This is a genomic window from Duganella sp. LjRoot269, from assembly GCF_964254095.1.
GTDB lineage: Bacteria > Pseudomonadota > Gammaproteobacteria > Burkholderiales > Burkholderiaceae_D > Rugamonas > Rugamonas hordei.
Genome location: NZ_CAXUSL020000001.1, coordinates 2,656,628 through 2,681,993, shown reverse-complemented (window position 1 = coordinate 2,681,993; position 25,366 = coordinate 2,656,628). Strand labels below are relative to the sequence as shown.

At 50.9% G+C, this 25,366-nt stretch carries 19 protein-coding genes; 7 read left to right on the top strand and 12 right to left on the bottom strand.

All coding sequences use genetic code 11. From position 1 onward, the window contains the following. Positions 1-2,058 (bottom strand): anti-phage ZorAB system protein ZorA, encoded by a 2,058-nt coding sequence (gene zorA, locus ACSQ3S_RS12050; RefSeq protein ID WP_436142501.1) that lies wholly within the window; start codon positions 2,056-2,058, stop codon positions 1-3. Between the two features lie 267 nt (positions 2,059-2,325). Between zorA and ACSQ3S_RS12045 the strand changes: the two genes are divergently transcribed. Further along, positions 2,326-2,613 (top strand): H-NS histone family protein, encoded by a 288-nt coding sequence (locus tag ACSQ3S_RS12045; protein ID WP_436142500.1) that lies wholly within the window; start codon positions 2,326-2,328, stop codon positions 2,611-2,613. Positions 2,614-2,676: 63 nt separating this feature from the next. On the opposite strand, the gene ACSQ3S_RS12040 is transcribed toward ACSQ3S_RS12045, so the two are convergent. After that, a complete protein-coding gene (locus ACSQ3S_RS12040) occupies positions 2,677-4,398 on the bottom strand; it encodes a hypothetical protein (RefSeq protein ID WP_436142499.1) in 1,722 nt (573 codons plus the stop codon). Next, positions 4,395-6,086 (bottom strand): hypothetical protein, encoded by a 1,692-nt coding sequence (locus tag ACSQ3S_RS12035; RefSeq protein ID WP_436142498.1) that lies wholly within the window; start codon positions 6,084-6,086, stop codon positions 4,395-4,397. The genes ACSQ3S_RS12040 and ACSQ3S_RS12035 overlap by 4 nt, the downstream gene beginning before the upstream one ends. 292 nt (positions 6,087-6,378) lie before the next feature. Between ACSQ3S_RS12035 and imuA the strand changes: the two genes are divergently transcribed. From imuA to ACSQ3S_RS12020, 3 genes are read left to right on the top strand one after another with little or no spacing between them, the layout of a single operon-like run. After that, the gene (gene imuA / locus ACSQ3S_RS12030) at positions 6,379-7,122 is read left to right on the top strand and encodes a translesion DNA synthesis-associated protein ImuA (RefSeq protein ID WP_436142497.1); all 744 of its coding nucleotides are present in this window, start codon (positions 6,379-6,381) and stop codon (positions 7,120-7,122) included. Continuing rightward, on the top strand, positions 7,055-8,527 hold the full coding sequence (locus tag ACSQ3S_RS12025) for a Y-family DNA polymerase (protein WP_436142496.1): 1,473 nt from the start codon (positions 7,055-7,057) through the stop codon (positions 8,525-8,527). Before imuA ends, ACSQ3S_RS12025 begins: the two co-directional genes overlap by 68 nt. 3 nt (positions 8,528-8,530) lie before the next feature. Beyond that, complete coding sequence (locus ACSQ3S_RS12020; RefSeq protein ID WP_436142495.1) at positions 8,531-11,704, top strand: error-prone DNA polymerase; 3,174 nt, start codon at positions 8,531-8,533, stop codon at positions 11,702-11,704. Between the two features lie 13 nt (positions 11,705-11,717). Here the strand turns inward: ACSQ3S_RS12020 and ACSQ3S_RS12015 are convergent, their stop codons facing one another. Beyond that, entirely contained in the window at positions 11,718-13,043 is a 1,326-nt protein-coding gene (locus tag ACSQ3S_RS12015) for a DUF6602 domain-containing protein (protein WP_436142494.1), read from the bottom strand. 105 nt (positions 13,044-13,148) lie between these two features. Between ACSQ3S_RS12015 and ACSQ3S_RS12010 the strand changes: the two genes are divergently transcribed. Beyond that, positions 13,149-13,964 carry an SOS response-associated peptidase family protein gene (locus ACSQ3S_RS12010; RefSeq protein WP_436142493.1) on the top strand — a complete coding sequence of 272 codons (816 nt, stop codon included), beginning with the start codon at positions 13,149-13,151 and terminating at the stop codon, positions 13,962-13,964. Between the two features lie 61 nt (positions 13,965-14,025). Here the strand turns inward: ACSQ3S_RS12010 and ACSQ3S_RS12005 are convergent, their stop codons facing one another. Beyond that, positions 14,026-14,358 (bottom strand): hypothetical protein, encoded by a 333-nt coding sequence (locus tag ACSQ3S_RS12005; protein WP_436142492.1) that lies wholly within the window; start codon positions 14,356-14,358, stop codon positions 14,026-14,028. Positions 14,359-14,683: 325 nt separating this feature from the next. On the opposite strand from ACSQ3S_RS12005, the gene ACSQ3S_RS12000 reads away from it, so the two are divergent. After that, positions 14,684-15,370 carry a hypothetical protein gene (locus ACSQ3S_RS12000; RefSeq protein WP_436142491.1) on the top strand — a complete coding sequence of 229 codons (687 nt, stop codon included), beginning with the start codon at positions 14,684-14,686 and terminating at the stop codon, positions 15,368-15,370. 68 nt (positions 15,371-15,438) lie between these two features. Here the strand turns inward: ACSQ3S_RS12000 and ACSQ3S_RS11995 are convergent, their stop codons facing one another. Next, positions 15,439-15,753 (bottom strand): hypothetical protein, encoded by a 315-nt coding sequence (locus tag ACSQ3S_RS11995; protein ID WP_436142490.1) that lies wholly within the window; start codon positions 15,751-15,753, stop codon positions 15,439-15,441. Between the two features lie 141 nt (positions 15,754-15,894). Between ACSQ3S_RS11995 and ACSQ3S_RS11990 the strand changes: the two genes are divergently transcribed. Further along, positions 15,895-16,290, top strand: a complete 396-nt coding sequence (locus ACSQ3S_RS11990; RefSeq protein ID WP_436142489.1) for a hypothetical protein — start codon at positions 15,895-15,897, stop codon at positions 16,288-16,290. On the opposite strand, the gene ACSQ3S_RS11985 is transcribed toward ACSQ3S_RS11990, so the two are convergent. The 6 genes from ACSQ3S_RS11985 to ACSQ3S_RS11960 form a co-directional block, all read right to left on the bottom strand. Beyond that, positions 16,250-17,641: a hypothetical protein gene (locus ACSQ3S_RS11985; protein ID WP_436142488.1), complete on the bottom strand. Its 1,392-nt coding sequence runs from the start codon at positions 17,639-17,641 to the stop codon at positions 16,250-16,252. The genes ACSQ3S_RS11990 and ACSQ3S_RS11985 overlap by 41 nt on opposite strands. 151 nt (positions 17,642-17,792) lie before the next feature. Next, positions 17,793-19,283 carry a tyrosine-type recombinase/integrase gene (locus ACSQ3S_RS11980; protein WP_436142487.1) on the bottom strand — a complete coding sequence of 497 codons (1,491 nt, stop codon included), beginning with the start codon at positions 19,281-19,283 and terminating at the stop codon, positions 17,793-17,795. Next, positions 19,280-19,879, bottom strand: coding sequence for a hypothetical protein (locus ACSQ3S_RS11975; protein ID WP_436142486.1), 600 nt, complete (start codon positions 19,877-19,879; stop codon positions 19,280-19,282). The genes ACSQ3S_RS11980 and ACSQ3S_RS11975 overlap by 4 nt, the downstream gene beginning before the upstream one ends. Then, positions 19,872-22,091 (bottom strand): hypothetical protein, encoded by a 2,220-nt coding sequence (locus ACSQ3S_RS11970; protein WP_436142485.1) that lies wholly within the window; start codon positions 22,089-22,091, stop codon positions 19,872-19,874. Before ACSQ3S_RS11970 ends, ACSQ3S_RS11975 begins: the two co-directional genes overlap by 8 nt. Next, positions 22,084-23,955, bottom strand: coding sequence for a hypothetical protein (locus ACSQ3S_RS11965; protein WP_436142484.1), 1,872 nt, complete (start codon positions 23,953-23,955; stop codon positions 22,084-22,086). Before ACSQ3S_RS11965 ends, ACSQ3S_RS11970 begins: the two co-directional genes overlap by 8 nt. Before the next feature lie 452 nt (positions 23,956-24,407). Further along, positions 24,408-25,319, bottom strand: a complete 912-nt coding sequence (locus ACSQ3S_RS11960; protein WP_436142483.1) for an amidohydrolase family protein — start codon at positions 25,317-25,319, stop codon at positions 24,408-24,410. Between the last annotated feature and the right edge of the window lie 47 nt (positions 25,320-25,366).

Sequence of the window (25,366 nt, the reverse complement as noted above, 5' to 3'; positions counted from 1 at the left end):
TTACTTCCTCACCTGTGAAATGGCGCCAGAGGTAGCCAAGGTGAGCTCCAGCTCACCAATTGCAGAATGAAGCATATTGACTGCCGTGGACAATTTCGCATGAAATTCTGTATTGGCAGTGTTCAGGGTTCGCTTTACCTCCGTCGCAAACGATGTATGCGCATCTGCAAGTACCTTGCTGACACCTTCCAGATACTCATCAGCCTGTTTCTGAGCAAATCCTAGCTTCTGGGCGGAGCTCTCAATACGTCCAAGAACGTCGGCGGTAAGAGATGCCTCCTTGCGTGCAGACTCAACGGTTGCGCGCAGTTCCCCGACCAGCGATTCAACGACTGCCCGCTGCGCTTGGTAATCCTTGATAAGTGTCTGCATCGCCGAGCCACCAACCGTAAGCGCGCCGGATGTCTCTGCGAGCTTCTCCGAAACCCCTGCTGCTTGGGTCATTACGGAGGAGACTCGCTCTCCGGCCGTTGCGAAATTGCGCGAAGCGAGACCAAGCTGCTCCGCACCAGCATGCATCCGCTCAACCGAGCTCGATGTTGTCTGCGTAAGCAAAGTGATGTTCTTCGCCATTTGGGTCGTCGCGGCATTTAATTCTGTTACGACGGATTCGACTGATGCCGTCATAGCCCCTACTGCCTCACTGGCGCGCTCGCTGGCGGCTTGTTCGCGCACGTATGAATTTTCAAATGCCTGAGACTGTGAGGTGTTTAGTCTCTCCAGCATGGTCCCTACTTGCTCTCCAATATTTTGCAAAGTCTCCTGCAATGCGTTAGACGTCTCCGACTGCGAGTTAGCAACCAGCCCACGTATTTGCTCAACAAAGGCGGACGACTGATTATTCATCGCCTCCTGACGGGCCTCCATCTTTTGGATAGCGTCCGCCATACGTTCAGCCATAGTGTCGGTCGAACGGCGGCTCGATTCTTCGATATTTGCGACCAGCGTTTGAAGTGTGCTGACGGCCTCTTGCATGCTTGTTGCAGTCTGCTGGTTCAGTTGATTAATGCCGGAAATCTGCCCTCCAAACAGCGAGTTAAGTCGTTCGCTGAAATTGGACATGACATCTTGAAGCATACCAACCGCATTGGCGCTCTGGTCACCGCTAGCAGTTTTTACGGTGCTTGCGATATCCTGCAATGGTCCCTCAAGACTTTGCTTGATGCTTTCTGCGATGGTTGCACCAAGCGCCTGGTTGTCTTGACGCGACGCCTCCACTTGCTCTCGAGACGCGTCCGTAAGACGCGAAGCGAGCTGCTCTTGCTGCTCTTTGGACGCGGTAATTTGCGCGGCCGTAAGCTCGCGTAGCAGTTCGCCCAGCTCTTCGACCAAGGCATCCTTGAGAATCTTAGATTGGCTTGCAGAGTCCTCTGACGCACGAACTAGACGGCCAAGGTAGTGCTCACCCACACCCGATTCAAAACCCGCATCAATAGCTCTTGTTATGGCGTCAGTACGCCGATACAGAGCATTCAGCAGAAATTTCTCAAACAGCGTCACGAGCATCGCCAGGCCGATGGCCGACCCGGATACCAAGAAGGCTTCCCCTACCGAATGCATCAACGACTCAAGACTTGCTCTAACCGTCGCCGCATTCTCGCTGACTTGGAAAACACCTAGGCCCCGGATGAGTCCGGAAAAAGTGCCGATAATTCCAAGCCCAGTAAAAATACCAGGCACATGCTTGAAGAATTCCGTATGCAAGCGGCTGTCCACAACGGACTGCGCATGAAAGTACATCTCAGCAGGTGCTGTGGCTCGGTATTCCCGGATGACCAGCTGCCCGTCCTCGAGCTCCTCAACAGGGTGAAGCGATTCCCTGTACTCGCTCCAAAGATGGGAAAGATGTTTGTCACCGACGAAGACCTGCTTGAAGTCCGTCACCTTGTTTGGCTTCGGGAACTGGCTAATGACGCGTTCGATGCGCCTTAAGCGAAACCAGTGTATGAGTCCTGGGGCCAGGAAAAAGCCTAGGAATGCCAGAGCGAGCAAAAAAAGTGCTGCTGCAACCAAGAGGGTTGCGAACGAAGACTCGGTAAAAAATGACGGTAGGCCCACGAATGTATCCTTTGCTCAGCTGCTATTGTTGCCACCTCGACCTTGGCTGCACGAGGAAGTTTGATATTTATGATAGCAATTTTACCAAAAGTAGCCCCAAGGAAACCACCAATAACATAGAATATGAAAAAAGACATTTCGAGCGAACGGCTTGCCCGGCACGCTAAAACCCCTTAGTTGTTTTTTCATCGAACTATGTACTAGCTCATGATTCTTGTGCATGTTAAATTACGAAGTCGTTTTCACTACATCAATAGGGAAATTTAAATGTCGACATACTCAGAAATCCAAGCCCAAATTGCAGAACTGACGCGCCAGGCGGAGGCAGCTCGGTCAAGCGAACTGGCAAGCGCAAAGTCCCAGATTTTCGCAATAATGAAAGAATATGGACTGACCGCCGCAGACTTGGGCGGAAGCCAGAAAGCAAAGAACTCCAAGGTTCGCGAACCTGTTGCCATCAAATACAAAGACCCAGAAACCGGCGCGACTTGGACCGGTCGAGGCCGCTCGCCAGTTTGGCTCAACGGCAAGAACAAAGAGGACTACTTGGTCTAGCCCTTTCTATTTTCAAGCCCTGACCTGCTCTGTCGGCCGAGGAGTAGCTATGAGCCATTTCAATTAACCAGTACTCCTGGTTAGTTGAAATGCTGAAATGTGTTCCACAAGCATCTGTTTTGGTATCTGCAATTTCCAGTGCAGAGCCGCCAACAGTGGAATCATTGATACTCTGTTTCGATACCAAGAATTTTTATCCAGTGGAGGTATCCCTTCCACTTCCTCTTTCAAGATGGATAGGAGCTGCGCAGCGGTTTCTGGAAGACCCGACAACACTTGGCCGAATCCACTTTCATGCAATGTAGTTGGCTCGTTCACTATGCCGTCGAAATCTAGGTCGGATGACCAGATATTCAATGAGAGGTCTGGCATCGAAGGTAAAATTCGTTGACGGATTACTTGGTAAGATTCATCAATATTAAGTACTGCACACCACATCGCCAGTATTGGAATAAGACTACTTACGTCCAAGAATTCGGGATTGGGCTCTGAAGAACTGTTGCGGGTTTCAAGAACCTCTTCAAATTTTGCCGCCATTGGCCAGTACTTCTTCTTATCTTTAACAATGAACCCTAATCTCCCGATTATGTTCGTGACCCACATTGCGGCCTCATTTCTTTTCTCTGTAATCATTAGGCACAGCAAACCACAATGTATGTCCACGGCTTGGTAATCGAAAGCCGGAGATTGACTACAACTGTGCGTCTGCAATGTTTTAGATATCAAAGCAGAACAGATTGATGCCCATTGCGTTGCAAGAGTAGAGAAATCGCCTGTGGTTTGGGTCGCAAAAAATCCCCAAGTAACGCCATGCAAGCCAAGCTGTCCTATTTCCCTAAAAGTTAACGTGTTCGTTACCAGCGCATCTCCTGCTTGGAGGGACAAAGCATCATTTAGAACTAGATACGGAGAAATTTTAGTGGTATAGCTTTGCCCCGCACCTAACATTTGGTATTGGAGCTCAGCAAATTCCTGCAAAATAGATTTATCTAATTTTTCCAAGTCACCATGTATCTGGGCCCAACTTTCTAGGACGGCGTACTCCAACAATTGTCGAACAGTTTCCAGTCCACCTTCATTAATTGACCATTGGAAGATGACAGTCAGCGCCGTTCTAACAGCTCGGAAGGCTGAGAGTCTGCGTTTCTTTTGCTTCGGTGTCTGCAATTTTGAGAATTCGGGAGGCGTAAGAATCCCCTTAATTAGCTGACGCCCAACAGGCACACTGAGTTCAGGATTCGCGATGTTCGCAAGCACGCGCCTGAAAAGGGTCCGATGCTCAGGTGGAAGAATATTTTCGTCAAGCAGATAGTGCTCAGTCCATAATGCGAGCAGTGAGCCGTTAACCATTAAGCTGTCTGCCTGATGGCGACTGTTCCATGCGTCGAGATATTGACTCAACGTTTGTCTAATCTCGGTTTTAAAATTTCCGTTCGTTAAAATTACAAGTTTCCTACGTAATTTCTTATGTTGGGGTAGAACATTTGTAGATAGGAACGTATCGCCTGCATCGTCAATTGATTGGCGGATAGATTGATTTGTTAAGTTCCACTCAGTCCTACCGATATCACCGCATTTAATTAGCCAGTAGAAAATCTTCCGGTGTCCATCTTCTGGGTCTCTTCCTACGGATACGACATCTATACCATATTCTCGAACTCCTTTCTGTGCAGAGAATGGAATATCATGCCCCATACTCGTTACTAAAAGTGGGAGAAGCTTATCTAGCTCACCGGACTCCTTCATTAATCCCAAAAAGCTCTCTAACAATAGGCGGATGCTCATTCGCCCCCCTGTAGCCAGCTCTGACGTTGAATCAGGCCACCCACGGGGTCGGCACGCTCGCTTCGAGGTAGCTCAATTGAATAACTCATGGTACCCATTTTCGTGATGCTCGTTCGACCGTCATACATAATTGTGGCTACCTTTGTTCCTTGCAAAATCCGAACTTTCTTTGCGATGGACGAAAATATCGACTTCTCTTCTGCTGCACGGCCAATCTCACGATTCGTTTTGATATCTTGATGAATCATTGCTAAGTGCTGAGAGCTTGATGGCCTCAGCTCATCCAAACTTGGCAGTGCCTGTCTATCATTTTTTGATTTTACGAGAGTTTTCATAGCGGAGGAATACAATGACGCAGCATTTTTCGACGAAATCTTTGTTTTTTTCTTTTTTAAGAAAAATTTCTCCGAGGAATCAGGATATTCCAGAGTAATGTATTCAATTATCGATTTCGCAATTGCTAAGCCATCAGGTTGCATTTTTTCGGATTCAGCAAGAACGGCAGCAAATGCACACAGCGAGGGGCCATTGTGCGTATATGCAATCAACCGCGCCATCATCCGCCTACGCTGTTCAAAAACCGCCGACACGAATAATTCACAATCTATATCGCACTCAGCTCGGCCTACAATGCAAAATTGCAACAGGTTCCGAAGAGCGGTAGGGTTAGAATTTTTATCCATCAATCGTTTAGTTAGCAACGTGCTAAATAATTCAGCATCCATTATTGCATGGGATAAGCTCTCAAATTTTTCACATAAATCTAAATTTAAATTTTCCTCTGCATATTGCATGACAGAAAACACTTCATCACGAGTATCTTTGTTTGTGACCAACCTAGCAAGTATGGCACCATATTGCATTGAAATTCCGTTATCTTGCAGCGCGATGGGCAAAATTGGTTTCAAAAACTCTGACAAAGGAATTTTTTCAACAGTAACAAGTTTCTTATTTCTTGTTGCCAATTTAAACAAAAATGCTCTAGCTATTGCTACCTGTCCCTCCGAAATTACATTTCTGAGATAGACCGTAGCTTCAACTGAAAATTCAGAAATATCACATAGAACTTGCCAGGCTATGTGACTTTCGGGCTTCTCCTTGCTGAGCTTTTTGATATTGGTAATTACCTCGTCGTGATTGTGACGAACAAAATCTTCGAACTCCGGATTCCTGCTCAGGTTCATCAGCATCGCCACATATAGAAAACCATTCCTTACCGGTGATGTATCGAATTGATGAAGAAAATTGATAGCCGCATCAGGAAATGCTCTAGCATACGCAATTGTCCACGCTAATAACGCAACATCAAGCGCCTCCTCTCTTTCGCCAATTTTCCCTAACAGTGTTATAGCGAATTCAGGCCGGTCTTTAAGTGAGACAGCAATTTCATCTGCCACAACATCTAGAAATGCTCCATCTACTCTTCGAGAGTAATCGCTCAAAGCGTAGATATCTGCATCAGTTCTCATTTTTACTTTCTTTGCCGACTCCAATATCAAGTAAATTGATAACATAAAACTGTCTTGAGTTATCTCGTTTAGGAGCGAGAACAGGTTTAAATCACTATGGAGCGCAGCTATCTCCTCCTGGATTCGTTCATCATCCGGGGGCGGTTTTAGGCTTCGCAACCAATCATTTACATTATTAAGGTTACGAGTGGCCAGAAGCTCTAGTAATTTTTCTCGCATGATGTTGACTTTCTATCATCTAAAAGGTGAGCTCGTGACGTTAAGAATACAGTTTCCTATATCAGGAATACAAATTTTTATCTAGAAATTTGCTCTCGCACCGCTTCCCACATGGCATAACTTTAGTCAGGTCAAAGAATTTTTATAAATTTCTTCGAAAAATTCAAAAGAATCCACCATGAAAAAGTGCCAGTATAGCAATAAAAAACCCCTTGCTAGTCAGCCTCGAGGGACACTATACTGAGCGAAACCACTGTACAAAATCACAGGTAAATTTAACTCAATTGTTGCCATGCTAACCACCCCACTTCCGATTACCACTTCTGCCGAACAGGCTGGCGTGCTCGCAATGCGCGATATCTGGCGGGCGGATGAGCTAGCTGTGTCCCGGTCGACGACTTGCAGCACAGGCCACAGAGCACTTGATGCCGAGCTACCAAATGGCGGCTGGCCTCGGTCTGCCCTGGTTGAGTTACTGGTTCAACAGCATGGCATCGGTGAGATGCAGTTGCTGAAGCCAACCCTCGTGTCGCTGTCCAAGCAGCAGCGTGTCGCTCTGATACAGCCACCATACCTGCCGCATGCCATGGCCTGCCGCTCATGGCAGGTGAATGACCGCAATGTGCTATGGCTCCGCCCAGGCAGCTCTGCTGATGCGTTGTGGTCAGCCGAGCAAATTCTAAAAAACGGGTCTTGCGGCGCCGTCATGCTGTGGCAATCGAACGTCCGTGCGGAGTCGCTCCGGCGGCTGAACCTTGCGGCACAAAGCACGGATACGTGGCTGTGGCTCATTCGCCCACTCGCTGCTGCCGCTGATGCATCCCCTTCGCCTCTACGGATTGCAATCCGGCCTGCACTTGGCGGTGTTTCTGTCGACATCATCAAACGCCGGGGCCCGCACTGCGAAGCTCCTATTTTCGTTTCACTCCCGGATATGCCCGCTGGTCGTCAGCTGGACACAGAACATCATGAAACTCCTGTTCACCGTGCACCTGCCGCTGCTACCACTCGAATCTCTACGACCGCGCTGGTCTGAGCCCGGGGCATACGCGGTTATCGACCAAGGTCAGGTCGTAACGATGTCGCCGGAAGCTGCACGTGGCGGAGTGCGTTTGGGCATGCGCAGCGGTGGCGTATCTGCAGTCGCGCCTGAGACCGTGATTCTTGAACGGTCTCCAGAAAAAGAAGAGCTGGCATTTGACGCAATTTCTACGGCACTCATGCAGTTCACGCCAGAAGTGACCCTTCAATCTGACTTCTCGTTACTACTTGATGTGAGCGCGAGTCTGACTTTGTTTAGAGGGCCGCACGCGTTGTGCTTACGCGTGGCGCACAGTATCGTGACGCTGGGGTTCACCGCGCAGTTGGGAGTCGCACCTACCGCCGAAGGTGCATGGCTCCTGGCACGGAGCTGCCGCGCAAAGGGGGCAATGTTTCGCCGCCGTGTGCTTTCGATGACCACCATGCAGCGCAGGCTGGGCCAATTACCGTGCGGACTCGTGCCTGCGGCCGTGCCGTTTCACGACTGGCTTAACGACATCGGCGCGAAAAGCATAGGCGCGCTGCGCAAGTTGCCCCGTGCTGGCCTTTTGCGGCGAACGAGCAAGGAGCTGTTGGCCACCTTGGACCGTGCTTTTGGCGAAGCGCCAGAGATGTTCGAATGGATTAAGCCACCACTTCAGTTTTCGGCCCGTATCGAGACGTTCGACCGCGTGGAGCATGCCGATGCGTTACTGCATGGTGCGACCAGGTTGATTCTTCAACTCGTCGGATGGCTCACCTCACTACAACAAGCTGTCCGTGTATTCACGTTCCATTTAGAGCACGAGCGCGGCCACGCGGCAGTACCGCCGACTGAACTTCAAATCATGCTTGCTGAACCCGTATGGCATGAGACCCATTTGATTCGACTCCTGAAAGAGCGACTGGGCAAAGTCGAACTGGCCCGGCCAGTGATTGCACTGCGGCTTGAAGCACTGAAAATCGAAGCGATGATGCCGCCCAACGAATCGCTATTTCCCGAACCAGGTGGCTCGCCCCAAGACTACGCCCGTCTGCTGGAACTGCTCACCGCACGTCTCGGACCAGAAGGTGTTTTGGTGCCAGCAGACGTTAATGACTATCGCCCTGAGGTATGTAACTCATGGGTTTCCGTCACGACAAGACGCCCGAAAGCATCTGTAGAAATCATGGACGGTCGCCCTTTCTGGCTGCTGCCAAAACCAATCAAGCTGCTGATGCGCGACGACCGACCTTTTTACGGTGGAAGCCCGTTGAAATTCATAAGCCCACCAGAGCGACTCGAAGCTGGCTGGTGGGACGACCAAACTGCTGCGCGAGACTATGTCGTCGCACAAGGGGCTGACGCCACTTGTTACTGGATTTATTTTGAACGCGTAAAAGAGGACGCACGCTGGTTCCTCCATGGCCTGTTCGCGTGACATATGCATACAATTCCCTCAGGGGCGTCAAAGCCTACGGCGTCGGATTTGCCGGATTATGCAGAGCTCCAATGCTCAAGCTACTTTTCTTTTCTGAAGGGTGCTTCTGCGCCTGAACAGCTCGTTGAACGTGCCCATCAGCTGGGCTACAAAGCAGTCGCAGTCGCTGATGAGTGTTCGCTCGCTGGTGTCGTCCGAGCACATCTAGCCGCGAAAGAATTTGGACTGCATCTCGTGATTGGGAGCCAAATGACCGTGACGCCGGAGGACCATAGTCCGCCGTTCAACCTACTTATCTTTGCGACCAATCGCAACGGCTACGGGAATTTGAGCGAGTTGATTACGGTCGGCCGTATGCGCGCCGACAAAGGCATGTATCACATCCAGCCGCGTGATATCGCAACTCCTGTTGGCGACCTTGTCCATCTTCGAGGGCTTCCAGATTGCCAGTTCGTGCTCCTGCCAAGATATTGTGCCGATTACGAGGAGGTGGAGCGGCAAGCGGCGTGGCTCGTTCAATGCGCGCCTGGTCGGGCACGTATCGCTCTTACGCTCCATCATCGCAACAAGGACGGCAAACACCGCCTGCTGGTTCAGGGCATATCAGATGAATTCAGTCTACCCATCGTCGCTACCGGCGATGTGATGATGCACGTCCGCTCGTATAAACCGCTGCATGACACCGTCACAGCAATTCGCCATGGGATTCCTGTTGCGCAGTGCGGGTACCGGTTGCCACCAAATGCTGAACAGCATCTGCGGTCACGCCTGCGCCTCGGCAATCTGTATCCGCGTGAAGCACTCGATGAGTCCGTCCGGCTGGCGCAGCTGTGTACCTTCTCCCTTGATGAACTCCGATATGAGTACCCCCATGAGCTCGTTCCCGAAGGCGAAACACCAACATCGTACCTTCATAAGGAAGCCTACATTGGGGCTCACTGGCGCTACCCTCAAGGCATCCCGGAAAATGTTCAGGCACAGCTTGAGCATGAGCTCGACATCATCGCAGACCTCCGTTATGAGCCCTATTTTTTAACGGTTTTTGACATCGTTAGATTTGCAAGGTCTCAGCAAATCCTATGTCAAGGTCGTGGCTCGGCGGCCAACAGTGCAGTGTGCTACTGCCTGGGTGTGACGGAAGTCGACCCTTCGCGTAGTAAGTTGCTGTTCGAGCGATTCATGTCTAAAGAGCGCAATGAGCCGCCTGATATTGACATCGATTTTGAACATCAGCGTCGTGAAGAGGTTCTCCAGTATGTCTATAAAAAATATGGACGGATGCGCGCTGCGCTCACTGCCGTAGTGATTTCGTATCGCCCCAAATCCGTCCTGCGTGACGTCGGTAAGGCGCTGGGAGTCGACCTGACTGTCGTTGACGCCGTGGCGAAAGCCGCAAGCGGCTGGAGCGGCAGTACAGACCTTCAGAAGCGTCTGCTCGACTGCGGATTCTCAGGCGAATCTGCGATTGCAGAAAAATGGTCAAGCCTCGCCGATGCCTTACTGAATGCACCGCGCCATCTCTCGCAACACCCTGGCGGGTTCGTCATCTCGCACACAAAATTATCCCGGCTGGTGCCGATTGAAAATGCCGCCATGGATGACCGCTCAATCGTACAGTGGGACAAGAACGATATCGATGCCGTGGGCCTCATGAAAATCGACTTGCTCGCGCTCGGCATGCTGTCGTGCATCCGGCGCACGCTCGAGCTTGTGTCCGAGCAGCGAGGTTCAAGATTTGAAATGAGCGACATCCCTGCGGAAGACCCAGCCACATACGAAATGATTTGTGAGGCAGACACGGTCGGGGTATTTCAAATCGAATCAAGGGCACAGATGGCAACGCTGCCGCGCATTCGACCGAGGAAGTTTTTTGATTTAGTTGTAGAAATTGCGATTATCCGTCCAGGGCCGATTCAGGGCGGCATGCTTCAGTCGTATATTCGCCGCCGTCAAGGTCTTGAACCAGTAACGTATCCAAGTCCCGAAATAGAAAGCGTCTTGGAACGCACGCTGGGAGTACCGATTTTCCAGGAACAAGTCATGTCGATAGCAATGGTCGCTGCTGGATTCTCGGCCGGAAAAGCCGACGCACTCAGGCGCGCAATGGCCGCGTGGCAACGCAAAGGGAACCTGGAACAATTTGAGGCAGACCTTCTCTCAGGCATGGCTGAACGTGGCTATACGACAGAGTTTGCGAACTCCATTGTTGGGCAAATTCGCGGATTCGCCGCTTACGGATTTCCCGAGTCGCATGCGTCTTCCTTTGCATTGCTGGCGTACGCGTCGAGCTGGCTTAAGTGCCATGAGCCTGCCGCATTCCTGGCGGCGCTGTTGAATAGTCAGCCCATGGGTTTCTACTCCAGGTCTGCGCTTGTGCAGGACGCACAGCGGCATGGTGTTGAAGTACAGCCGGTCGACGTGTGTATCAGCAATTGGGAGGCATCGCTTGAGCCGCCGACCAATGGCTCACAGCCAGCAGTTCGACTTGGTCTCAATAACGTGAAGTCGCTTGAACAGGAGGCGGCATGGCGCATTGAAGAAGCCCGCGCCATTGAGGCATTCAGCAGCACCTCGGACATGGCGGCGCGTGCGAATCTAGATGCAGGGGATATGAACGCACTGGCCAGTTCAAATGCGCTTGAATCGCTGTCGGGCAATCGACGTCAAGCCATGTGGCAAGCAAGGTCTAGCGTGCCTGATAAAGGGTTGCTGCGGCCAGCAGAAATTGTTGAAGACCTGGTAGAGCTGGAAAGCCCCACCGAGGCTGAAAACGTCGTCGCTGATTACCGCTATGTCGGCCTGACGCTCGGCCGTCATCCGTTGTCGTTCTTGCGTGAGCACCTGTCAAAGATGAGGTTTATCCCCAGTGATGTATTGGCTGGCTTCTCCGATGGTCAGCTCGCACGCGGGTGTGGCATCGTCACTGTCAGGCAGCGACCAAGTACAGCGAAGGGTGTCGTCTTCATCACTCTTGAGGATGAGGCTGGAACTGTGAATGTGATTTGCTGGCCGACCTTGGTTGAGCAGTTCCGCAAAGAGGTGATGGGCGCGCAGCTGCTGGGGGTGTACGGCGTCTGGCAGTGTGAGAGCAATGTCCGCCACTTAGTAGCCAAGCGGCTGGTCGACCTTAGCCATTTGCTCGGAGAACTCGACACTCGGTCTCGTGATTTTCACTAACCCTCTAACGCCATTAAAGCTCGTCAATAAAAAGCATATTTATATAATTCGGAGGAACTCCATTTTTCTTACACCAGTTATCCATTCTATTGCGGTCATTTCCAACATATCCCGTTTCATCTTCTTTCGTGAGAACCAAAGTCTGTGGCGAAACGGGGCGTAGGTGGTCGTTCACCACGGCGAACAGCCTTGTCGCCTTCAGATTAGTCAAGATATCAGAAAATTTTGATTTATGAAATTTCATGAAATAATCCTCTGTTTCTTTATCAATATTAAGATACCCACCTTTAGCAAACATTATATTTATCGCAGCCATCTCGGCAGTATCTAGCTCTTCCGGCTTCCAATCCAGCGATTCAACACGTTTCAATAGTTTTTCCGGGTACTCCTCAAATTTGCATGACCATCCTCCCGCATCTCCCTCGACGACAGCTGTAGCAATTAGCAAGGGTGATAAATTTTCCACTTCCAAATCTTCACCGTATGGCATTCTTACTCCGAAATACCCGGAAATTTTCGTCCACAGTACTTCAAGAATAATTTTTGCAGAGTTATAACGGCTTGAAGCCACAGCAACCAACTCATTCCTTTGGGTTATGGCGACAAAAGGAAAACCATTTGCTTTGACGAGGCAAAATTCATTAGACGTAATCAAATTGGGAATGCTTGCAATGCCTAAACCTTGCCCAGAAATTTTGGACCTTTCCGTCAAAAAATCTGCAAAAGCATTACGCAATCCTGGTTCGGACCGATATCCGTCATACCCGTGAATGATAGTGACAGGGGCATTTTCCTCTAGAACAAGGGTGAAGAAAAGAATGGCCTCATCTCCAGACAATTTAAAAATTCCTGAATATGTTTCAGGAGCCATCTTGCCTGTAATTTGAGCAAAAGTCAGCCGCGCCCGCTCAATCTTGGGCTGGAATCCTTCATCGACTCGCTTAACGAAATAATCAGTAAACCGTCGACTAATTTCCCCAACATGGTCGTATGCGTCCCACAAATCCGCCTTCGACAACGTCTTCTTTACCTCGAAAATACATAGCACTTGGTCAATGTCGTAGTAATATTGACTAGTCCGAGCATATTTTTCCCCATCACCAACAACAAGCATGCAATCAATCTGTTTTCTGACTAAATGTCCATCGATTCTCACAAAACCCTTAACAACCCGTAAATCGAGAGAGTGGGGAATTGCAAAATTACTATCAATTCCATCTTTTGTAATCTCTTCATAAGCTTCGCCAAGCGTAGGCATATGCGGCATTTCGAACCCTTCGACTTTCTTAGCCTCTTCTTTAATAAATTCAGAAAGCAATTCGGATGCAAGAGAAATCATTATTTTATCCAATCTTAAAGTTGGCAACATATTACCATGTGCTTTGTATAGGAATCCAAGACATAGATGTCAACTGCACGGTAAAATTGATGGCAAACGAAACTTATGGGGGCTGCCGTGTGCGTAAACTATGTAACCGTATCAAGACAAATTTGCTTTGACTGGTTCCGTACACCTATTGAAGTGAATGAAGATTGGCGGGACGAAATCTACCAAGACTATTCTGCACCGTTCATCGTCCACGACGAGCATGGTCAGCGCAAAGGCATGGTTGGCAGCTACGGCTTCGTTCCTCAGCGGCATCGGCCATTTAAGAAACTGACGAGGGAAGAAGAGGCAATGGTCGAGAAAGCCAAGGTCGAAGGGAAGAAGGTCCCCACGCCAAAGCGTATCGCGCTGGCTACGATGAATGCTCGGGCCGAAGAAGTCGGCAGCAAGGTCAACTACAAGCGATTCTGGCTTGCGCAGCAGCTCTGCATCGTACCGGCTTGGAAGGTATTCGAGCCAAATTGGGAGACCGGTGGGCACGAACGCTGGGCTGTCGAACTGGCCGCCAGAGAACCGATTGCTTTGCCGGGCATGTGGCGCACATGGCAGGAGGAAGACGGCACCATCACAAACAGCTTCACCCACTTTACGTTGAACGCCGATGAACACCCTCTACTGAAAAGGTTCCATCGGCCTGGTGAGGAAAAAAGGGGCATTGCAATACTTCGTCCTGAACATTATGACGATTGGCTAGGTAGCACAAATCCGGAATTCGCTCGAGCGCTGTTGGAGCTTTACCCAGCTGAACAGCTGTACGCATATCCGGCGGCCAAAGCACCAGCAACGAGTAGCAACGCCAAGCCAGTTAACAACGTTGAACCACAATCGACAGCCGCTCCTGCAACGGAACAAAAACAAAATTCGCTATTTTAGCCATCTACCTAGTAGGGCAGACAACCCGTGTCTGCCCATAAAATCAAAAGCGCGGTCAACCTTAAACCGTTTTGCCGCCGAGGCCTACATCCAACTCATCGTCCATTTTCTGGACCGAGTTCTTGCCCATCAGGTCATCTAACTTAAATTTCCCGAACCCTATTGGGTCAAGCTTTTTCACCACTCGATTTTTCTCAAACACAACAAGGTCCGAAATCTCCCGAGAGAACGATGCTAGGTCGGCCGCCGGTACTAGGCCATATTTGAAGTTAATTTCCTCAACTTCAGCGACAACGTCTAATTTACCGCCGAAGCGGGATTCGACTTTTTTCTCCAGCTTAACTAAGTGCCGAGCAATGCTGTGCATTTGCCCATCCAAGAACACGTTGGCCATAGGCCCTCCTACAGTTGCGTGGGTCGTTCGGAAAGTGAAGGTTTGCCAAGTCAAGAACACACCTTCGCCTTCATATTATCACGCTGTCATCGTGAAAAACGGAATGTCTCCGAATGCCTACGCAGGCCGGAAGTCCTTTACCTACAGCATCTCTTTGAAGTACACTGAAGACAGTCGAGCACGACGACTGGCCCGTCCACAACGGCGAAGCATCCTTCGGGAACATCATGTGTAGTACAACCGTGTAGTGCAACCGATAACTTTCGTGTTGCCGCTTTTTTGGGGTGTGGACGCGCTGAAAGCATAGTGGCAACGGGGAGCTATCGTGTCAAAATTTACCTCGACTCAAATCAAGCGATTCAAGCTTGACGCCAAGACCCAAGCCCGCGAAAGCGGCATCCTCCGCCACCAAGCACTAGACAACATGGCGACCGCCATGGGTTACAGCAATTGGGCGCTGCTCATGAAACATGCCGCACCTGAAGGTAACGCCATTCCAGAGCCGCTTAGTTTTGTTCGCTCTGACCAAGATATGCGTGCCGCTATGCGGAACCCGCCAGAAACCTCCGACCGCAACCCGGGCCGCAATGCGTCACCGAACGTAAACGTGCCGGACATTTTGTCCAAACTCATCTCCGCCAGGAACGCGGTTGATTTCGCCATCGACTACATGAGTACAATCTTGAGAACCTCCCGCTACCAAGTGGGCCTGCGCTCTCAAGCATACTGGGAGATGCGGCTTTGGCTGCCCTACGAGCTGGAACCCGTAACTCCTTCGACCCAGGTGCTCGTAAACCGGGAATATAAGCCTGTTGGTCTTGATAGTACTGAACACGTGGATTACCGGAAATTCGAGGCTTTGCAAACGAATTTGAGTGCCGAACAGGTTCAGATGTTCAGCCATGCTGAGACGGGGCAAGGCTACTTGTATGGCCCCACTCCATGGGGTTCCCGCAAAGCTGCGGAGATGTACTTGATGCGGTTGAAGATGTTGAAATCGGCACTTATTTAAGGCTACGACATCAACAATAAAGGCCCCAGTGGGGCCTTTATTGTTCAAGCTTTCAGTAGAGAAAGTCATTATATCGACAACGAATTACCTGCTAACGGTACGGTAATTTCCAGAGTCAAATTTTTTGCGGATTCAGCTACCCTCCCTGACATCGGCTCAGGGGCAGCATCGGGCAACCAGTTTTCTGGAGAGGCGGAAGGAGCGGCCCCTCCGCCACTGCGCCCAGCGACACTCCAGGTGACGCCCAGCGCGGCCAATTCCTTGACTAAAATTTCAATCTGCTCCCGATTTACTTGGAGCCAGCCATCTGCACCGGTATCAACACCTGAAATGAGAAAATCAGCGAAAGACTTTGCGTTTTCCGCGCCAAACTGGACACCCATTCCACGGCAAACTGGACACCCGGTCCAGCGCAAACTGGACACCAATTCCGCTCCAAACTGGACAGTTTGAAGCGGCCTGAGTAGGGCCAATGGCGAGGGGATAACTGTGGCAACCTGCCGGATTTTTATCCGGAGGGTTGCTTGACCAATAAAAGGTTATCCATGCGTAAAATCCACGAAGTTCTGCGGCTACATTTCGAGCACGGCCGCTCCAAGCGGGAAATCGCCCGCATCATCAACGTCTCCCCCTCAACCGTCTGCGGCTATGTGGCCCGCGCCAAGCTGGCCGGGTTGTCCTCGCCGTTGCCGCCCGGGTGCTACGACGCGGCCTTGGAGCGGCTGCTGTTCCCGCCCAGCGAGCCGTCGTCGGTGCGGCGGCCGGCGCCGGCCTGGCCGACCGTGCACAACGAACTGCGCCGCAAGGACGTCACGCTGGAACTGCTGTGGCAAGAGTACAAGGCCGAGCAACCGGACGGCTGCGCGAGCAATCCTGAGGTTAGATTACACCTGGTATGCTCCCGAACGGCTGATTATTGAGCGAGCGCAAAGACTCAAGCTTCTCCAGGAAAAGCATGTCCAAATCCTGAGGAACTTCCAAGTGGGCCATTGCCAAATTAAGGTCTTCTTGAGAAATCAGAACCACCTGATTATCGGACAGATACTTGTCCTCGTTGACGATAGTGTGCCGGGGCTGATTGACAACCAAAATAGCTAAGACTTCTCGCGTTGGCGAGTTCAACCCGTTGTCGCGATTGATAATCTCCCTGCGATTAACAAGCTTCCCCACTTTCTCGCGTAAGCTCTCGACCTTGATTGTGCATTCAATCAAGGCTAGACGTTTTCCAGCAGTCTCTGCAATGACATCAGGTGTATCAGGGTTCGGTGGCGTCAACGTACTCGCTCCCAGCAAATGAAGTAGAGTAGCAACACCGGCTTCTAAGCTTCGAGAATCGTTCTTTCCGGCCTTAAGCGCACGCCCAAGATGCTGCAGCTCCGGGTCGAAGCGCCGATAGTCAACAAGGCGCTGATTTAGACTCTTGCTCGCATCCGGAAGGAAGTAGCGCCGCACGGTGTACCCACCAACCGACAGCAATAATTCCGCGACGCCGCAATCATCAGCGACGGTCTCCACATACCCTGTCTCGAAGCCAGCCACTTCCGGCTGCCATTGGATTTTGTCTGCAATCTGCGAACGGCGCTCCATCGACGGATTGGGAAATTTGCGCAGCCCTAGGACCACGCTATCGCGCCCCATGGACACCCGCCGCATCACCTTCAAGCGCAACTGGTCCTGCGAAAGAGCACACCCATCGATGATGATGTCGCCAGGCGGATTCAACGTCACCAAGATTTTCTGCTCATGAGGCAGGTGTCCTGAATTGCCCAAACCGAAAAAGGACAGGAGGTCGACCAAACCATCGAATGGAACCGTGTTACGCCGCAACTCAGCATTGGCCAGAGCGTAATCGAACGATTGCGTGAGCATCGTCTGCCGCATGCATTTGACCTCCAACTGAGGAGTGAAGTATTCCGGCTCAACCAGTGACGTCGGCGCATACAATGAAATCTCTTGGTCAGCCGGCAGTGCCAAATCTAGGCCGTGTTCTGACAAACGTAATCGCCCCGCACGCAGCGCCGCCATGAACTCTTCGAGCGCAGGCTGGGTAACGCTGGCCTTCACGTGCCCAGCTCTAATGCTCGAAGTACTGATTACCTCATTCACGGTTTCTGTGAGCTCAAACGGGTCCAAGTCCACGCGAGCATGCAGAAGCACCCAGCTCCCTTCAACAAACACCGCAACATATTGGGCGCGCACATGCGCAACGCCGGCACGCCAGCTTTCGAATACTCGGTTGAAATGGTCAAGCGGTAAGGATGGGAAGCTCATAATCGTTTATAAAGAAAGTGCGTAACACATCAAAGATTTCAGTTTTTCTGCCAACCCTCAAATCTTCTCCAAAGCTCTGATGGGGAGTATCTCGGACATCGGAATGGGAAGGTTTTCCCATTAAGCGACGCAACTACTTTAGGCGAAATGGTCACCTATTAGGGAATGGAATTTCCGTCGTCTCGATGTCCTCCTTGGCGAGAGTCAGGATAGATTCCAACCTCGCTAAAACCTCCGCTACCACCTTCTTCGTGGCGGCAAGCCCCTTTTTCCGGCCCAGGTCACTCTTGAGCTCCAAGAGGTCCTCAAAGAGTCGGTCCGCAGCATGAATGCGGAGCAAAGCTTTGTCGATGCTACCCCATACACCGATTTCCTCCCACGCTAAATCTATGTAGTTCCACAGGCTTTCCGCCGAGGCGTGCCCAGTCTTGGTCGCGACACGTTTCAGAATGGATTCATAATCGGTCTTGCCCATGCCGTGTCGCATCTTCCCAGACTCAACCATGAACTCTTTGATATGAACAATAACCTCATATGTTATGAATCTATGCCTAAACATGCTGAAACAAGTACGAACATCTTTGAATCCTGCAGTAACTACTAAACGAGAGAAATCACGCTCCAGAGAAGTTTTTTTAATTGCGCCGCCGTTTACTCCTAGAAAAAGAGCATCTAAATTTTCAATAGCAAAACCATTTTCTTTCAAGATAGCTACATAGCCCCCTCTAATAACTAAATATCGATGAAAAACGGTTGAGTCCTTTAATGTAATTGGAAATCTACGGGGAGGTGGATTTTCCCTACGACGTTTCATGGTAGGAATTAACAATCGTTTCTCCCTCAGAATATCCTTATGTGCATCAACGCTCATTTGGAACATCTCCGCCGGGCGCAAACCAGTCCGTTTCATTAACCAAAGCATGAAGTGGCGTCTACTGCGCATATAGTTTAGTTGCGCCGATAACAGTTCTGGTCTGTTACGGAAACGCTTTACAAACGCTGCCTTCTGACTTTCCGGCCCACTAAGTTCATCAATGGCACGCTCGATGGCCTCGATAACGTTCAGAGCTATGGGCCTTTTGGGGTCGACAGTTACATCTGGTGGCATTGCCCGGTGAGTGTAGTAAGACTTAGGCTGCCCCTTCTTTGGGAATTTATTGACAATACGCCTAATAATAATCTGCGGCGAAGATTTCTTTATGCCGATAAGCGGCGGTAAGTAAGGTAAGACCCAATTTTTTTGGTACCAAAGCAAAAACATGATGGCACGCTTCAAAATCCCTCGGGTCGTATTGTGATTGCGGGCGAATTCTCTCGGTGGGCGGAGAGATTTTTCCTCCGTGAGCATGGCGACGAACTCGTGGATATGTTCATCGGAAAGAGCAGAAATCGGCAATCCTTTAACCCAGCAGTACCTCACCAAGTAGCTGAGTTGCGACGCAAATGTAACCAACGACTTTCCCGTATGTGCGTGAGCTATTTCAATGAAGTACTCGTTGACGACATCGCATGGACGTCCGTCAGGCCACCGCATGAAGGGAAAGTGTTCAATGTGCTCGAAAGAAACACGACCGCCATTGCTCGCGGAAAGCCACGAAGAAGGCAAGTCTACCGGCCGAACGTTAAACAATTGGCTCTTCATTTCTCGGTCGCTCTCATTGGCACTACGTTTGGCACGTCGTCCTGGGTCGCAGTGGCAGGGTTCAATAAGTCTCCAAACACGGCTTGGTGCGCTTGCAAAACCTTTAACAAACGCAGTCTGGAGAGGTCATCAATCCCTGGCTCCTTTGCGAGAGCTATGATTTTTCCATGTAAGTCCAAGTACGCTTTCGACTGTCGGAGGGTGTGAACTTCCAACTGCCGAATCTGCTGCTGCCGGCCGTCTTCCCGTACGGACTCCTCCGAACCGTTGCCGCCCGCAGTCGCTCGGTGGGATTTTTCGATTGCTGCTACTGCGGCAACACGTAACGCTTCCATAAAAACGAAACCATCCCGACTAGCGCCAGCATCGGTAGCGTACAGCTCGCGCGCCCGTGTTTTGTAGGTATTAAGAGAAAGGGGTGCAATATTGGAATCTGGCAATAACAACGCACAAAATGCGCGTTGCCCCTGGAGTGCCTTCGCTACTGTCTTGCTCACTCGGCCCGGAAGTAATGCTGTCTGAACTAGGAACTCATATCGCGCCGTGACATTCGCAATGTTAGCCAATTTTTTTTGATAGGCACCAAGTTTATTCATTAATGGACTCTCTAAGAACAAACGACACGTTCATTCCCACCACCTCCCGCGCATTCGCATGTCCGAATATTGAATGTGGTTTGATATAAAAACCCTCTTCTAACCGCAACGCAAGCACGTAGTCGGTCCACTCCGAGTTAGGAATTAAGGAAAGCGATTGCACCTTGAAGTGATTCAGCACTTCATCGTAAAGGATGTCAAGCCCGACGTCGGACTCGGAACTGCGTCCGCCCATTGACTCCATGAGTCTTAACCGCGATACCGCATACTCGGCCTCAAGCCGAGGAAGCTCCTCACCGGGAAACTCCAACGCCAAATAGGCATGAATATGGGAAGAATTAGTGTGGCCGGCAATCCAACGTGCGGCATCCAATACTTCAAACTTACCCGACCAAAATAGCAATAGAAGGAACCACTTTCTCATTTCATGTATGCGAACATACCATCGACGTCCTTTGTCATCAGCCTCCAACCCTACATAGTCGCAAAACACATCAAGGTGTGCATTAAGCAATCCTTTGTCTGCGGCAAGGGCGCCGTCGACTCTCTCGTTCGGCAAATAGAACAGGTTACCTTCAAACTTGTTACCATGCCCAAAAACCGTCGATAGGCCAGCTCCTAACTTTTGCAGTAGCTGGACCGCCTTTGCCGCTATCACAGGGATAGGTCTGTCCTTATCTTGATAAGCTTCCCCGGAATTACTCTTACCGCCCGTAAAACGTAATTGGTAGCCATCGCCGTCTTCGCACAAGCAATCACGTTTCAGATGCGTCAGCTCATCCTCACGTGAGGGTTTCATAAACCCTATACATACAATACAAGCACCAATCAGAATCCGTAACGCATCAACCAGGGTCGGGGCACGCCTCAGTAATTCAAAGTCCACTGATGCGCAGGGCCTCCTGAACTGTGTAATCCCAAGTATCTCGCCTATTGGGACCACTGTATCTTTACACGCGACTGTGAAACGTCTAGAAAAATCCCCACCGCACTGTTCGTCAAGGCTAGCATAGATGGATGCTCCGGTAGTTTCTCGGGGCTCGGATATTACTGCCAAATAAAAGTCAATTATGGACCCACCATATAAGTGCACGAACTTCATCGCACAGTTGAAATAGGCAAGGCCGACGTTTACCGGTATAAAATCGGTGTGTGCCGACTGTCTGGTTAGTTTAACAGCCAGCGCTTGTGCTCTCCGAACGGAGACCAAGCTCGGTTCAGGAAGTAAGTCCGGGAGATGACGGTGGGCCGACAGAATGTTGGTGATGCAATTTGATACCCATTTTAAAGAATTTTCAGCGGCGCCATCCGTTAGAACGTCAACTATTTCACGGGTCTTATGACTTGGCCTCTCCGTGAACTGATGGATGCCAATCAAAAGTGTAGTATTCTGAAATTCAGGCTCGAACTGTCGACAAAACGCGTTAAACTTCGCGCTCTTTACCGAAGCCTCAACATATCCGCTGATATAACGTTCCAGTTTCTCTCGGAGTAAATAAGACTTACCAATATTTACCCCCGCAACAACCTTCCCATAATAGCCATTTTCTTTAAACCACTTAATAATCGGTGTCCGAACATCAAGAGGAAGTTGATAAGCTCGCTCAAGCAGTTCCCTAGGGCATTCCGCGCCGAAGACTTGCTGATAAAATTTCTCAAGGAGTCTTTCGGGCAGTCGATGCGCATTTGTCCATCCACCGCTAGCTAGCCCGAGCATCAATGATTCCAGCCCAGACTGGTCAACAAGCTTGAAACCGTATTCTGAGGGCTGGAACTCGGTAGCATACAACGTCAACCACCTAGTCAGCTGCAGCTGTACCGTGATTAAGCCCTTCCAACTAATTGGCGCTATAACATCGCTAACGAGACCTATACGAGATAAGAATGCAATGCGTCGGTTTAGTAAAAGCAGCTTTTCATACTTCGGATGGGTTAACAATAGCCCATCCGGCATCGTTATTTCCCAGTGGATATTCACAGTGTTTCGCCAAACGCCGCCAACCAATTGCTCTCGTCCACGATTACGAGTATGCCATATGGGAGCCTCAAATTCCGATAACAGAAACGGCGCTTGATAGACTCCCCCATACGGCCGAGCTTGCTGTTTCGCCATCGCCAGGCTTGCTTCTAAGATTGCACAATCCTCAGCGCTAAACGAAGCAGGCATTGAAAGCTCAGGCATTTGGTCGATAAGGAATGCAAGGTTAGCCATTTACGTCACTCCAGTGAACATCCAAGGACATTTTGGCAAAGCGACTGGCTACTGTCGGCAATCGTAGTGTGGCTTCCTTATGAACCTGTTTTAGGGCCGCTATGTCGAGGAGCTCACGAAGGTCCCCTGCAATATCGTCGTTCTCGCAAGCATGCCTAATCATTCGGCACAACACCACAAAGTGTATCGGGGCGAGTTTCGTGGAGACGTCAACTTTCTCGAGCGCAACTGCATCTAACGTTGCCACCGAATAGTCGGCATACGCATAGAGGTAGCAAAGGGATACTGGTGACAGCCGAAGGTTTAGGATGGAGTCCTGCAGGTCCAATTTGTCCTCGTCAGCTCCTCCCCCCAGTCTTCGCTGCACTTCGACAGCTAATGGGCTGGTCGAACTTGGGTATTCCAGAACAATCTGCTCGATAAAATGCTGCAAGTCCGTGTTGGAAGAAAAATCTGTTAGTTCCAGCAAATATTCTTCTTCAAAAGCGGCGAGTATGATTAGAGTGTTTTGAAACCGCCTAATGATGCGAGTGTTCCATGCGCGGAGAAGTGAGGGAGGCAGATAGTGCTCCAAAACAACACGCTTAGTATTTCCTAATCGCGCGCTCATTGATTGAATCGAACCGGTCTCAAACCATTTTAATACGCCCATGGTGGTGCGTATGCGCCGGAAGTCGAAATTGCCCGACATGAGACCGTGCTCTATTAGTGTCGGGTATAGCCCCACAAGACTCGTAGAATAACTAGTACTATTTAGATTACGTGCCTTCGGGTTTAATGGACAGAGTCGGCCGCCTTTCCCGGAACCTAAAAAGAGGTATCGCCAGGCCTTGTCCCCAGCTCGGCGCAAGACCGCTCGTACCGGAGCCGTGAGACTTATAATCTCAATAACCAGTTTCTGTGCCAATGGGGATAGCGCTGCAGTTTTTCGCGTGCCAGCACGGGGCTTATCTACACTGAAAACTGAAGAACTTTCATCGTCAGTTAGTAAAAGGTAAGGTTTGCCCCTGGCATTGAGCAACTTTGCATTTTGAAGAGATTCTGGATTGAACTGCGGATGCTCAATAGTTAAAAGGCAACAAGCAACGCTTGCATCTAATGATGACATTAAACCTAAAAATCGACAAAACTGTCCGTGGGTTGTAAGCTTTTTAAAGGCATCGATAGGCATCGCCGTCAGGGATTGCAGCATCCCATAGCCTTCATTGACGAATGGTTTTTTTGTGAAGAATAAAGACGCCGACAGGTTTTGCAGGGAAACGCAGTTTTTGTCCCTTCCGTAGCTTAATAGCTCTTTTGCAACTCCGAAAGCCCATCGATGGCCATGTGGATGCGAGGGACTAGCAAGTGGAGTTTTACTGCCATAGGGAGCAATCTGCTCTAAGAAAACTCCGGACTTGTCGACCGCGATAATTTGTTCACTGGTTACCGCCAGAGAATTCCCCGCACACGCATCTTGAGTCAATGCAGCCCAATGAGCTAAACAGGTACGCTGAATCGCGCCTATCTTATCTCGACATTCCAGCTCAACGCGCTCAAGAAAATCGCCCTCAGATAGCCCAAACCCAATGTCCACAAGCGTCTTCTGAGGCACTCTTTGAATGGCGGTTACGCTTGGAGCTTTTGCTCCAACTAATCTATGCCCAGTGATGTCGCTCGCTACAGGCTTCAGCCTAATAGAGGGAATAATGACGTCGCACGGTATTGATTCTTCGTCTACCCAAAATCCGAACGTTACCTTTACCACGCCGGTCCAGCACTTCATACGGCTTTTAGCGCTGGTTTTTGACCAGCGAGTATCAGTAAGATAGAACTGAAAGAACGTGAGTAAAAACAATTGCCACTCATCGGAGGTAGTGGGCAATCGAGTTTCCGGGCGAGCGAAAAAAAGGAGTATTGGCTTTAGAAAAACCCCTAACTGCGCCCGTTGGGTATTCGGCGCCAGGTGACGGTACTGCCGGACCACTAACGAACAAAACTTATCAAGGGTCTCCGCTGAGAGTTGCGTGCCCGAGCAGGACAGGGTTACCCTTGAAGGAATACTGCTCTTAGGTTTCTCCAGATGAAACACAACTTGTGTTGGAGTTAGCTCATAGCGCATGGGGCGCTCTGCTAATGAGAACGCGACCGATTTCTGTCGAGCGTTTGGCATGGCGCGGGCCGGGGGTAGTACGCTCCAGTCCGTACTTCTCAGTCGAACATCCAAATCCCACGGGCAGCCTCCGGTGTCAAATATTGAATGTCAATTGAACCGTGCAAACTTGACAACTATACCCGATACTAAAGGCACTACTGAGCAAAGTCAATCATATGACATCAATAGTGTGTCGACAAAACGTTCATGTCCATCACCAGGTAGGTGCCTTTCTCGCGCGCCAGCCGGATGCCTTCGTCGTCGATCAGGCTCGCATGTTCGACCGAATCGACGCCCGCGATGATCGCGTCGCGGATGGCGCTGGTGCCGTGCGCATGCGCCGCCACCTTGCGGCCCAGCTTATGCGCCTCGCCGACGATGGCCTGCATCTCTTCCAGCGTGTACTGCTGCGCGCCCGGCTCGTCGCCCTTGGACAGCACGCCGCCCGACGCGCAGATCTTGATCACGTCGGCGCCGTACTTGGCCATCTCGCGCACCTTGGCGCGCGCCTCCCACGGACCGTCGGCCACGCCACGGCTGGTGAATTTCATCTCCGCCGGCAGCAGGTTCTCGTCGCAATGGCCGCCCTGGATGCCGATGGCGTAACCGGCCGTGCGCATGCGCGGGCCGATGAAATCGCCGTCGTTGATGGCGTCGCGCAGCGCGACGTCGCCGAAGCCGCTGGCGCCGACATTGCGCACCGTGGTGAAACCAGCTTCCAGCGTCTTGCGCGCGGCGCGCACGCCGTACAGCGCGGCCCGCGTGTCGGATACGCCCAGCGCGTTGTAGCCGCCCAGGTAAGGGTCGCCGGTCAGGTGGGTATGCATGTCGATCAGGCCTGGCAGCACCGTTTGCGACGACAGGTCGATCAGTTGCGCGCCGGCCGGCACCTTGGCCGATGCGCTCGGGCCGACCGAGGTAACGCGATCGCCGGTGATGATGATGGTCTGGTCCTTGAGCACCGTGCCGGCCACCACGTCGACCAGTTTGCCGGCGCGGATCGCGACGACTTTGCCGGCGTCGGCGAACGACGGCGCCGCCGCGCCCAGGGCGCCCAGGACGGCGGCGGAAATCAGGAGATGCTTGAACTTCATGGGATGCGCCCTTTTCTGGAAAAAGAAAAGGATAGCAGAGCCCTCGC

Excerpts from the sequence above, each read along its gene's own strand:
- ACSQ3S_RS12045 (WP_436142500.1), top strand. The coding sequence starts at position 2,326 with ATGTCGACATACTCAGAAATCCAAGCCCAAATTGCAGAACTGACGCGC.
- ACSQ3S_RS12040 (WP_436142499.1), bottom strand. The coding sequence starts at position 4,398 with ATGAGCATCCGCCTATTGTTAGAGAGCTTTTTGGGATTAATGAAGGAG.
- ACSQ3S_RS12035 (WP_436142498.1), bottom strand. The coding sequence starts at position 6,086 with ATGCGAGAAAAATTACTAGAGCTTCTGGCCACTCGTAACCTTAATAAT.
- imuA (WP_436142497.1), top strand. The coding sequence starts at position 6,379 with ATGCTAACCACCCCACTTCCGATTACCACTTCTGCCGAACAGGCTGGC.
- ACSQ3S_RS12025 (WP_436142496.1), top strand. The coding sequence starts at position 7,055 with ATGAAACTCCTGTTCACCGTGCACCTGCCGCTGCTACCACTCGAATCT.
- ACSQ3S_RS12020 (WP_436142495.1), top strand. The coding sequence starts at position 8,531 with ATGCATACAATTCCCTCAGGGGCGTCAAAGCCTACGGCGTCGGATTTG.
- ACSQ3S_RS12015 (WP_436142494.1), bottom strand. The coding sequence starts at position 13,043 with ATGATTTCTCTTGCATCCGAATTGCTTTCTGAATTTATTAAAGAAGAG.
- ACSQ3S_RS12010 (WP_436142493.1), top strand. The coding sequence starts at position 13,149 with ATGGGGGCTGCCGTGTGCGTAAACTATGTAACCGTATCAAGACAAATT.
- ACSQ3S_RS12005 (WP_436142492.1), bottom strand. The coding sequence starts at position 14,358 with ATGGCCAACGTGTTCTTGGATGGGCAAATGCACAGCATTGCTCGGCAC.
- ACSQ3S_RS11995 (WP_436142490.1), bottom strand. The coding sequence starts at position 15,753 with ATGGGTGTCCAGTTTGGCGCGGAAAACGCAAAGTCTTTCGCTGATTTT.
- ACSQ3S_RS11985 (WP_436142488.1), bottom strand. The coding sequence starts at position 17,641 with ATGAGCTTCCCATCCTTACCGCTTGACCATTTCAACCGAGTATTCGAA.
- ACSQ3S_RS11980 (WP_436142487.1), bottom strand. The coding sequence starts at position 19,283 with ATGAAGAGCCAATTGTTTAACGTTCGGCCGGTAGACTTGCCTTCTTCG.
- ACSQ3S_RS11975 (WP_436142486.1), bottom strand. The coding sequence starts at position 19,879 with ATGAATAAACTTGGTGCCTATCAAAAAAAATTGGCTAACATTGCGAAT.
- ACSQ3S_RS11970 (WP_436142485.1), bottom strand. The coding sequence starts at position 22,091 with ATGGCTAACCTTGCATTCCTTATCGACCAAATGCCTGAGCTTTCAATG.
- ACSQ3S_RS11960 (WP_436142483.1), bottom strand. The coding sequence starts at position 25,319 with ATGAAGTTCAAGCATCTCCTGATTTCCGCCGCCGTCCTGGGCGCCCTG.